Origin of the sequence: Micromonospora sp. NPDC051925 (assembly GCF_044548625.1) — a bacterium.
Classification (GTDB): Bacteria; Actinomycetota; Actinomycetes; order Mycobacteriales; family Micromonosporaceae; genus Micromonospora.
The window spans coordinates 1-9257 of sequence record NZ_JBIUCH010000037.1 but is presented as its reverse complement, the minus strand read 5'-3'; the positions used below and the strand labels follow the sequence as shown (position 1 = coordinate 9257).

The 9257-nt window shown below is 72.5% G+C and carries 8 protein-coding genes; 5 read left to right on the top strand and 3 right to left on the bottom strand.

Translation table 11 applies throughout. The features are described from left to right. Positions 1-59: 59 nt before the first annotated feature. Both ACIG87_RS31275 and ACIG87_RS31270 read right to left on the bottom strand, forming a co-directional pair. Positions 60-296, bottom strand: coding sequence for a ferredoxin (locus ACIG87_RS31275; RefSeq protein ID WP_396855222.1), 237 nt, complete (start codon positions 294-296; stop codon positions 60-62). Next, complete coding sequence (locus ACIG87_RS31270; RefSeq protein WP_396855221.1) at positions 293-1480, bottom strand: cytochrome P450; 1188 nt, start codon at positions 1478-1480, stop codon at positions 293-295. Before ACIG87_RS31270 ends, ACIG87_RS31275 begins: the two co-directional genes overlap by 4 nt. A gap of 356 nt (positions 1481-1836) precedes the next feature. Here ACIG87_RS31270 and ACIG87_RS31265 point away from each other — a divergent pair, with 356 nt between their 5' ends. From ACIG87_RS31265 to ACIG87_RS31250, 4 genes are read left to right on the top strand one after another with little or no spacing between them, the layout of a single operon-like run. Further along, positions 1837-3183 carry a KamA family radical SAM protein gene (locus tag ACIG87_RS31265; RefSeq protein WP_396855220.1) on the top strand — a complete coding sequence of 449 codons (1347 nt, stop codon included), beginning with the start codon at positions 1837-1839 and terminating at the stop codon, positions 3181-3183. A gap of 29 nt (positions 3184-3212) precedes the next feature. Next, entirely contained in the window at positions 3213-4469 is a 1257-nt protein-coding gene (locus ACIG87_RS31260) for a pyridoxal phosphate-dependent aminotransferase (protein ID WP_396855219.1), read from the top strand. Positions 4470-4483: 14 nt separating this feature from the next. Continuing rightward, positions 4484-5413, top strand: coding sequence for an ACP S-malonyltransferase (locus ACIG87_RS31255; protein WP_396855218.1), 930 nt, complete (start codon positions 4484-4486; stop codon positions 5411-5413). A 25-nt stretch (positions 5414-5438) separates the two neighbouring features. Continuing rightward, positions 5439-6983, top strand: coding sequence for an AMP-binding protein (locus ACIG87_RS31250; RefSeq protein WP_396855217.1), 1545 nt, complete (start codon positions 5439-5441; stop codon positions 6981-6983). A 126-nt stretch (positions 6984-7109) separates the two neighbouring features. On the opposite strand, the gene ACIG87_RS31245 is transcribed toward ACIG87_RS31250, so the two are convergent. Continuing rightward, positions 7110-8705: an AMP-binding protein gene (locus tag ACIG87_RS31245; RefSeq protein ID WP_396855216.1), complete on the bottom strand. Its 1596-nt coding sequence runs from the start codon at positions 8703-8705 to the stop codon at positions 7110-7112. A gap of 158 nt (positions 8706-8863) precedes the next feature. Between ACIG87_RS31245 and ACIG87_RS31240 the strand changes: the two genes are divergently transcribed. Beyond that, entirely contained in the window at positions 8864-9112 is a 249-nt protein-coding gene (locus ACIG87_RS31240) for a phosphopantetheine-binding protein (RefSeq protein ID WP_396855215.1), read from the top strand. The last annotated feature ends 145 nt before the right edge of the window (positions 9113-9257 follow it).

The window sequence follows — 9257 nt, the reverse complement described above, 5'->3', positions numbered from 1 at the left end:
GGGGACCGGTCACGGCGGCCTCGCGGCGACCGGCGGGATTCACCGGTCGGGGCGGTGGTTCACGCCTCGGGCGCGAGCAGCTCGCCGGAGGCGGCGTCGCGAACCGTGATCGCGGACATCGGGCACATGTCGGCGGCGTCGATGACCGCCTCGTCGGGCGTGGTCTCCGGGGCCAACGCGGACGCCTTGCCGCCCCGGATCTCGATCTGCCGGGGCGCCGCGCCGGCGCAGACCCCGGTGCCGATGCAGGCCTCCCGGTCGACGGTGACCGTCCACCGGGTGTCGACCGCGGTCACCAGGCCACCAGCAGCCGGTTCGGGCCCCGCACCAGCAGGCCGGACTTCCACGACACGCCCTCGTCCCCGTCGGCCAGGCTCAGGTCGGGGAAGCGGTCCAGGACGGTGTGCAGGGCCACCTGGAGCTCCATCCGGGCCAGCTGCGCGCCGAGGCAGTGGTGCGGGCCGTGGCCGAACGCGACGTGCGGGTTCTGCTCCCGGGTGAAGTCGAAGCTCTCCGGGTTCTCGAAGATCTCCGGGTCGCGGTTCGCGCCGGGCAGCGAGACCAGCACCGGCTCACCGGCCCGCACGGTGCCGCCGCTCAGCTCCACGTCCTCGACCGCGTAGCGGGGGAACATGGCGGCCGGGTTGAGCGGGATCATCCGCAGCAGTTCCTCGACGGCCGCCGGCACGAGGCTCCGGTCGGCGCGCAGCTGCGCCATCAGCTCCGGCTTGGTCAGCAGCGCGTAGACGAAGTTGGGGATGTGCGTGGAGACCGTCTCGACGCCGGTGAGCAGCAGCCCGACCCCGGCGATGGAGAGCAGCTCCTGCTCGGTCAGCCGGTCGCCCTCGTCGCGGGCCTTGACCAGCGCGCCGAGCAGGTCGTCGGTGGGCTGCTCACGGCGCTGGGCGACGAGGTTGCCCATGTAGCCGAACAACTGCTCGACATAGACCATGAGCTGCTCGCTGGTGCTGGTCAGCCCCTCGGTCCAGATCCGGAACTGGGCGCGGTCCTCGAACGGGACGCCGAGCAGCTCGCAGATCACCGTGATCGGGAAGGGCAGCGCGAACATCTCGACCAGGTCGCCCGGAGAACCCTTGGCGATCATGTCGTCGACGTACTCGTTGGCGATCCGCTGGGCGTCCTCGCGGATCTCGTTGACCCGGCGGGCGGTCAGCGCCTTGCCGGCCAGCTTGCGCAGCCGGGTGTGGTCCGGCGGGTCGAGACCGATGATGCCCTCGTAGGTCATCTCCTCGCGGAGCCGGGGCTGGTCCTGGCCCTGCGCGGCGGCCCGGCTGAAGCGCGGGTCGGTGAGCACGGTCTTGACGTCCTCGTACCGGGTGGCCAGCCAGCACACCTCGCCGTACGGCAGTTGCACCCGGGCCAGCGGCTCGGTGCTGCGCAGCAGCCCGTACGTCGGGTCGATGTCGATCCCGGGCGACTCGCTGAACGGATACTTGCGGATCTCCTGATCGATCGTCACGGGGCACTCCCTCGGTTCGCACCGGGCGCACGTGATCGGCGCTGGCGTCGATGTCTCTTCGGCCGCTCGGTGCGGTACGGCGTATCCGGGCGACACGCCGGGCGCCGGCCGGACCAGGCGAGGGATACGTAATCAGGAAAGGAAATCCACCTACACCCCCGCGACGCCCCTAGCCGCCCCCTACCGGCTCCGCTAAGGGGCGGCTCTGGGGTGCCGCTAGGGGTCCGGTCGGACGCGCCGCCACTAGCGTGTGGTCGAGGCAATGCGCTGTTGACCGTCGAGCGATTCTCGCGGGCGCGCACCGGTGATTGAGTCACGCCACGTCGGTGGGCGCAACCCCCCATGGAGGATGGTTGATGTCCCTGCTCGTTTCCACGACCGCCGATCCCGGGCGGTTCCACTCCTTCGGGCCGCACCACATCGATGAACTCGGTGCCCGGTACGGATTGTCGGCCGACAATCTGCACGCGATCCGCACCATTTCCCAGGTGCTGCCGTTCCGGGTCAACGAGTACGTCCTGTCGCACCTGATCGACTGGGACCGCATCCCGGACGACCCGATCTTCCGGCTGGTGTTCCCCCAGCGCGGCATGCTCGCCGCCGCCGACGAACGGCTCCTGGGCGACCTGCTGCGCGCCGGTGACCGCAAGGGGCTGCGCACCGAGGTGGCCCGGATCCGGGCCGGGCTCAACCCGCACCCGTCCGGGCAGCAGCAGCACAACGTGCCGAGCCTGGACGGCCAGGAACTGCCGGGGATGCAGCACAAGTACCGGGAGACGGTGCTGTACTTCCCGCAACAGGGGCAGACCTGCCACGCGTACTGCACCTACTGCTTCCGCTGGGCGCAGTTCGTCGGCGACGCCGATCTGCGCTTCGCCGCGCCCGGCCCGGAGCAGCTGGTGAGGTACCTGCACCGGCACCCGGCGGTGACCGACGTGCTGGTCACCGGCGGCGACCCGATGATCATGTCGACGGAGCGGCTGCGCAGCCACGTGGAGCCGCTGCTGCGGGTGGACACGGTGCGCACCATCCGGTTCGGCACCAAGGCGGTCGCCTACTGGCCGTACCGGTTCGTCTCCGACAGCGACGCCGACGACCTGCTGCGACTGTTCGAGCAGGTGGTCGCCTCCGGGCGCAGCGTCGCGGTGATGGCGCACTTCAGCCACCCCCGGGAGCTGGCCACCGAGATCGCCACCCGGGCCATCGCCCGGATCCGGTCCACCGGGGCGGTGGTCTACTGCCAGGCCCCGCTGATCCGGTACGTCAACGACGACGCCCGCGCCTGGAGCGAGATGTGGCGGGCCGAGCTGGCCGTCGGCGCGGTGCCCTACTACATGTTCGTCGAGCGGGACACCGGCCCCCGGGACTACTTCCAGGTGCCGCTGACCCGGGCGGCCGACATCTTCCGCACCGCGTACCAGGATCTGCCCGGCCTGGCCCGGACGGTGCGCGGGCCGGTCATGTCGGCGACTCCCGGCAAGGTCCTCGTCGACGGCGTCGAACGGACCCCGGACGGCGACTTCTTCCAGCTCCGGTTGATCCAGGCCCGCGACCGACGACTGGTCGGCCGACCGTTCCGGGCCCGCTGGTCGGCGGACGCGGCGTGGCTGAGCGACCTGGAACTCGACCCGGCCGCCCCGGCGGACATCCTCGCCGCGGTCAGCCCCAGCACGGCCCGCCCCGGCGCGGCCGTCACCGCCTGAGCACCAACCGACCCCGAAGGGAGCTGGCGATGGCCGGCCGGAAGATCTCGCCCAACCTCGCGCTCGACCAGCTGGTCGCGCAGCGGATCGCCGCGGGTGAGTCCATCGTGCACCTGGGTTTCGGCGAATCCCGCCTGCCGGTCTTCCCACCGCTGGTGCGGGCGCTGACCGAGGGCGCCGAGCGCAACGCGTACGGGCCGGTGGTCGGCGACCCGGCCACCCGGGACGCGGTGGCCGGCTACTTCTCCCGCCGCCGACTGCCCACCGAGGCGGACCAGGTGATCGTCGCGCCGGGCAGCAAGCCGCTGCTGATGGCCCTGCAACTGGTCGTCGGCGGGGACACCCTGGTCGCCCTGCCCAGCTGGGTCACCTACGCCCCGCAGGCCCGGCTGGCCGGCAAGACCGTGCTGGGGGTGCCGATCCCGGAGTCCTGCGGCGGGGTGCCCGACCCGGCGGCGCTGCGGGAGACGATCCGGGCCGCCCGGGTGCTCGGCCAGGACCCACGCATCCTGGTGCTCACCTCGCCGGACAACCCGACCGGCACGCACGCCCCGGACGAGCTGGTCCGGGAGCTGTGCGCGATCGCCGAGGAGGAGGACCTGCTGATCGTCTCGGACGAGATCTACCGGGACATCCTGCACGAACCGGGTGCGGACCTGCTCTCCCCGGCCGAGATCGCGCCCCGACGGACCGTGGTGATCACCGGGTTGAGCAAGAACCTGGCCCTCGGCGGCTGGCGGATCGGGGCGGCCCGGTTCCCGGCCGGCGGCCGGGGCGAGCAGATCCGCGCCGACGTCGCCTCGGTGGCCAGCGAGATCTGGTCCACCCTGGCCGGCCCGATGCAGTCGGTGGCCCGGTACGCCTTCGCCGAGCCGCCGGAGATCCGCGAGCGGCTGGCGGCGGACGCCGCGCTGCACGGCGCGGTGGCCGGGGCGGTGCACCGGATCATGGTGGACGCGGGCGCGACCTGCCGACCGCCGACCGGCGCGTTCTACGTCTACCCGGACTTCGCCCCGCTGCGCGGTCCGCTGGCCGAGCAGGGCGTCACCGACGGCGCGTCGTTGCAGCGCTACCTGCTGGAGGAGCTGGGCGTCGCGGTGCTCTCCGGCCACCACTTCGGCGACCGGCCCGAGGCGCTGCGCTTCCGCGCCGCGACCAGCATGCTCTACGGCGTCACCCCGGAGCAGCAGCGGCAGACCCAGACCGCCGCCGACCCGCTCGCCGTGCCGCACGTCGCCGACGCGCTGACCCGCGTCGAGCAGGCCCTCGCCAAGCTTCCCCGATGACAAGGACGCCCCAGATGACCAGCGCCATCGTCTTTCCCGGGATGGGTCCGTGCGACTTCGCCGACGTCGCGAAGTTCATGCTCGTCGACCGGGACGCCCGCGAGCTGCTCGCCGCCGCCAGCGACGCCCTGGACTACGACCTGTTCGCCCGGTACCGGGACAGCGACAGCGACTACTCCGAGTACGCCCAGGTCGCCTTCCTGGTCAACTGCGTGGCGCTGGCCCGCTGGGCGGAGCGGACCATGGACCTGCGACCGGACCTGATCGCCGGGCCCAGCTTCGGCGGCAAGGCCGCCGCCGTGTTCAGCGGCGCGCTGGACTTCGCCGAGGCGGTCCGGATGACCGCCCGGCTGTCCCGGATCGAGACGGAGTACTTCACCGCCGAGCAGCGGGGCGTGGTGACGATGTCCTTCGTCCGTACCCCGGCCGAGCGGCTGCGGGAGATCCTGGCCGAGCTGGACGAGGCCGGCGAGTGGTACGAGATCTCCTGCTACGTGGACACCGACTTCTGGATGGTGACCCTGCACGAGGGGCGTACCGACTGGTTGGCGCAGCGGCTGCGGGCCGGCGGCGGGCTGCCGCTGTACGTGATGGACCCGCCGCTGCACGCCGCCGCGTTCCAGCCGCTGCGCGACCGGGTGGCGGCGGAGCTGTTCGGGTCGCTGCGCTTCACCGACCCGCAGATCCCGGTGGTCGCCGACCAGGACGGCACGGTGCGGGACACCGCCGACGGCGTACGGGCCATGCTGCTCGACGGGATCGTCACCCCGGTGCGCTGGCCGGAGGTGGTCGCCACGTTCCAGCGGTCCGGGGTGGAGACGGTGCACGTCTGCGGACCGGACCGGCTGTGGGGCCGGGTCGGCGCCACCGTCCGCAACTTCCGGACCACCATCGTGGACCCGCGGCGGGCGATGCGGCCCATCCGCCGCACCGTGGCCGCCTGACCGCCGGCAGAGCACGGAGGACGAGATGACCCAGCACACCGACTACGCCCTGCACGGCCGGTTCCTCCAGGGGTTGGCCGCCGCGCCCCGGGCCACCGCCCTGCACCTGCCGACCGGCCCGGTCAGCTACGAGGAGCTGCACGCCACCGCGCTGCGCTGGGCAGGCGCGCTGGCCGCCGGCCCGGACGGGCCGCCCCGGGTGGTCGGCATCCTGGCCGGCAAGACCCTGGAGTCGTACGCGGGACTGCTCGCCACCCTGTACGTCGGGGCGACCGCCGTACCGCTGCATCCGGAGTTCCCGGCGGCGCGCACGGCGGGGATGCTCACCGCGTGCGAGGTCTCCACCCTGCTGCTCGACGACGCCGGGCTGGCGGTCCGGGCCGAGCTGGGTGACGCGGTGGCCGGGGTGCCGGTGCTGGCGCCGGTGGTGGACCCGCGCGGCAGCGGCACCGGTCCGCGGCTTCCGGTGGCCTCGGCGACGCCGCTGGCCGCACCGCGCCCGGCCGACCCCGACGACCTGGCCTACGTGCTGTTCACCTCCGGCTCGACGGGGCGGCCCAAGGGGGTGCCGATCACCCACGGCAACCTGCGGCACTACTTCTCCCTGCTGGACGACCGGTACGACTTCGGGCCGGACGACCGCTTCTCGCAGTCGTTCGACCTGAACTTCGACTGCGCGATGTTCGACCTCTTCTGCGCCTGGGGCGCGGGGGCGAGCGTGCATCCGGTGCCGCCGGCGGCGTACCGGGACGTGCCGGCGTTCGTCGCCGAGCGAGGGCTGACCGTGTGGTTCTCCACCCCCAGCGCGATCACCCTGGTCCGCCGGACCGGCCGGCTGGCACCGGCGGCGATGCCGTCGCTGCGGTGGAGCTTCTTCGCCGGGGAGGCGCTGCACGCCGCCGACGCGGTGGACTGGCAGGCGGCGGCGCCCGCGTCGACCCTGGAGAACATCTACGGCCCGACCGAGCTGACCGTCACCATCACCGGGCACCGCTGGTCCCCGCAGACCTCACCGGGGCTCTGCGTCAACGGTCTCGTCCCGATCGGGCACCTGCACGACGGGCACGACGGGGTGCTGCTCGACGCCGACGGCGCGGCCAGCGAGGTGGAGGGCGAACTCTGCATCACCGGCCCGCAGCTGACCCCCGGCTACCTCGACCCGGCCGACGACGAGGGCCGGTTCCTGGTCCGCGACGGCCGGCGCTGGTACCGCACCGGGGACCGGGTACGACGGCTGGAGAACAAGGAGCTGATCTACCTGGGCCGGCTCGACTCGCAGGTGCAGGTGCACGGCTGGCGGGTGGAGCTGGCCGAGATCGAGCACGCGTTGCGGGGCTGCCCCGGCATCGAGGACGCCGTCACCGTGGCCCGCGCCGGGGCCGGCGGCACCGAGCTGGTGGTCTTCTACACCGGCGAGCCGACCGCCCCGGCGGAGCTGTCCCGGCAGTTGCGGCAGCTCCTGCCCAAGGGGATGCTGCCGCGTTCGTACCGGCACGTGCCGGAGTTCCCGCTGAACTCCAACCGCAAGGTCGACCGGTCCCGCCTGGCCCGCGAGGCCGCCGGGAACTGACCGCCGTCCCCCGGCCCGGACTGCTCCGGGCCGGGGATCGTGCCGTCCCAGACCTCGCGCCGACGTGGGAAGCCCCTGGCCGGTCCCCCTCCTGAAGGGACCGGCCAGGGGCCGTCGGGCGCGGGATCAGCCCTGCGCGGGCTGTCCGGCGAGGGTGGCGAGGGCCCGTCGGTCGACCTTGCCGTTGACGTTGACCGGCAGTTCGTCGACCACCCGCACCTGCTGCGGCACCATGTAGTCGGGGAGCGCCTCCAGGCAGAACGCGCCCAGCTCCATCTCCTCCACACCGGTGACGCCCTCGTCGAGCATCACGAACGCGGCCAGCACCGGGTCCTTGCCCTCCTGGGGCAGCATCAGCGCGGCAGCACCGGCGATGCCGGGGAACTCCCGGACCCGGCGCTCGACCTCGCCCAGTTCGACCCGGTTTCCGCGTACCTTGACCAGCGAGTCGGCCCGGCCGGTGAAGTACAGCTCGCCGCCCTCGCCCCGGTAGGCCAGGTCGCCGGTGCGGAAGACGACCTGCCCGGTGGCCGGGTTGAGCGGGTCGGGCACCAGCGCGGCGGCGGTGGCCTCCGGGTCGTTCCAGTAGCCGTGGAACAGGGCGGCGCTGCGCAGGTGGATCTGACCGATGACCCCCGGTTCGTCGACCGGCCTGCCGTCCTCGTCGATCAGCAGCATCTCCGCGCCCGGGTGGGCGTGGCCGATGGAGATCCGGTCGACGTCGTCGGGCAGCGGGTTGGGCACGTCGGTGAACGACGCGGCGATGGACTCGCTGCTGCCGAAGCAGTTGACCACCCGGGCGTGCGGCAGGGCGCGTTGCAGCTCGCGCAGCTCGGGCAGGGGGAAGTTCTCACCGGAGTAGAGCACGCCACGGATCTGCTCGCCGAGCGCGGCCAGCCCGGCGAACTCGTGCCGCAGCACCCCCCGCCAGATCGACGGGACGCCGTTGACCTGGGTGGCCCCGCTGTCGGCGAGGAACTGCACGAAGCGGCGCGGCCAGCGCAGCAACGACCGGGGCACCGGCACCACGGCCGCGCCGCTGCCCAGCGCCAGTCCGATGTCGAGCAGCGAGAAGTCGAACTGGAGCGGTGAGGTGGTGGCGACCCGGTCCTCGGCGGAGACGATGCCGTGCCGCAGCATGCCCCGGAAGAAGGCGAGCACGCCCCGGTGGCTCATCACCACGCCCTTGGGCCGCCCGGTGGTGCCGGACGTGAAGATCATGTAGGCCGGGTCGGTGGGGACCAGTTCCCGGCGGTGCCGGGTGCGCGGCGCGGGCGCCCGCTCGACCTGGATGCCGTCCGGGCCGAACCGGGCGGTGCCCAGCGGCGCGGGCACCCCCTCCCGGCGTCCGTCGACGGGCTGCAGGTGCAGCGCCGCGGCGGTGCTCTCGGCGATCAGCGCGAGCCGCTGCGCGGGCGTCTCCGGGCTGACCGGGATGAAGGTCAGACCCAGCGAGGAGCAGGCCAGGAAGACGGCGATGGCGGTCGGGGAGGTGTCCGACTCCAGGATCACCCGGTCGCCGATGTCCAGCCCCAACTCGTCGAGCGCGGCGGCGTAGCCGTCGACCCGCTGGGCGAGCTGACGGTAGGAGATGGAGCCGACCTCGCCGCCGACGGCCTGGATCACGGCCGGTTTGTCGGGCGTCAGCCGGGCCCCCGCCAACAGGAACTCGTGCAGCGTCTCCACGGAGGCGTGCGTGCGCGCGAAGTTCTCTCGACTCATGGCCGGAGCGTATCGGCGGCCCCGGCGGGCCCTACCCGCATCGACCCCCCTAACGACCCCTTACCCGGTCCTGCCGGCGACCGGAGAATTGTCGGGTCGTCATCGCCCAGGGGCGTTGTTAGCGTTCTTCTCACCCTGCACCGGAAGGAATCGCGGACATGTGGGATCAACGGTTCGAGGCCATCCTGCGCCAGCACCTGCCCTTCCTCGACGCCGAGGAGCCACTGCTGGGCGGCACCAGCCTGCGTGACTCGGGCCTGGACTCCCTCGCCATGGTCGAGCTGCTGGCCACCCTGGAGAGCGAGTACAACGTGCGGTTCGTCGACGAGGCGATGTCGATGGAGACGTTCGCCACCCCGCAGACACTGTGGAGCGTGATGACCGACATGCTCGGTGCTCCCGTGTGAGCGGGCAGCGTACGACAAGGTGCCCGTGACCATTATCGGTCACGGGCACCTCTCGTGTTTTGACCGTTTTTGGGCAGGGTGGTCTTGGGTGTGGTGTGGGTGTTTGGTGGTGCTGTGGGGGGTGGGTGGTTACTTTCCCTTGTGG